Origin of the sequence: Microbacterium sp. K24 (assembly GCF_004794465.1) — a bacterium.
Lineage (GTDB): Bacteria > Actinomycetota > Actinomycetes > Actinomycetales > Microbacteriaceae > Microbacterium.
Genome location: NZ_SSDJ01000027.1, coordinates 1 through 1,080, shown reverse-complemented (window position 1 = coordinate 1,080; position 1,080 = coordinate 1). Strand labels below are relative to the sequence as shown.

1 protein-coding gene is annotated in these 1,080 nt (G+C 74.2%); it reads right to left on the bottom strand.

The annotated features are described in order from the left end of the window. A partial coding sequence (locus DW306_RS00990) for an FAD-dependent oxidoreductase (protein WP_136053788.1) occupies nucleotides 1–1,080 on the bottom strand: 1,080 nt, incomplete at both ends.

The window sequence follows — 1,080 nt, the reverse complement described above, 5'->3', positions numbered from 1 at the left end:
TCGCCCGAGCCGATGATGGAGGCGGGCTGCGACTGGACGTAGCGCGCGCGGTGCGCGGCGAGGAGCGCAGCCGGGGCGAGAGGCACCCCGAGCAGTGCCGACGCCTCGTGCAGCGCCAGCTGCGCGGCCTCGTCATCGGGCAGCCCCGCCGTGGCGGCGGGCTCCCCCTGCGCACCGAACGAGACCCGCACGATCTCGCGGTCCCCCGCCGCTTCGCGCACCCAGCCCCACTTCGCGGTGGAGTGCGTGAGCGCCTTGGCCGTGTGGCTTCCCGGCACGGTCAGCACGCCGGTGCCACGGGGAACGACGCGCAACGACGGGGCGTCGAGCAGCAGCGTCACGATCTCGATCTCCGGCGACGACGACGGCTCCGCATCCGCCAGGGCAGGCACGCTGCCGGTGAGGAGGGCACGGGCCGCCGACTCCGCCGTGGCGATGATCACCGCGTCGGCGCTGAACGAGACGGAGTCGTCGGTCTCCTCGTCGGTGTCGGGTTCGACCGCGTCGGGATCGGGTTCGATCTCCGCGTCGACCGTCCACTCGGCATCCGTCTTCTCGACACTCCGGACGCGCACGCCGGTGCGGACCTCGGCGCCGAGACGGAGCAGGTCTTCCACGAGGGCATCGACCAGCACGCTCATGCCTCCGGACAGGCCCTCGACCGCAGCGCCCGGCGTCTTGGCGGCGGTCTGAGCCGCGTCGCGCAGCGCGCCCACCGCGCCGGACAGCGAGCCGACGCGCGTGAGCGCGGCGTTGAGGCCGGGGGCGGCGACGTCGACGTCGACATCGTCGGGCGAGGCGGAGTACACCCCGGTCGTCACCGGCGCGACGAGACGGTCGCGGACCTTCGCGCCCATCCGCGAGGCCACGAGCTTCCCCAGACTCAGCTGATGCCCGATCGTCAGCGGCGGACGCACACGGTCGAGGTAGGCACGCCAGGCACCCGACCAGCCGATCACGCGGCGCACGTCGTCCTGGAACGGATTCGCCGGGATGCCGAGGATGCCGCCGACCGGCAGGGGTGCGGCGCCGATGCCGGGGATGCCGGCCAGCCAGGCACCGCCGCCCTCGGGCGCGACG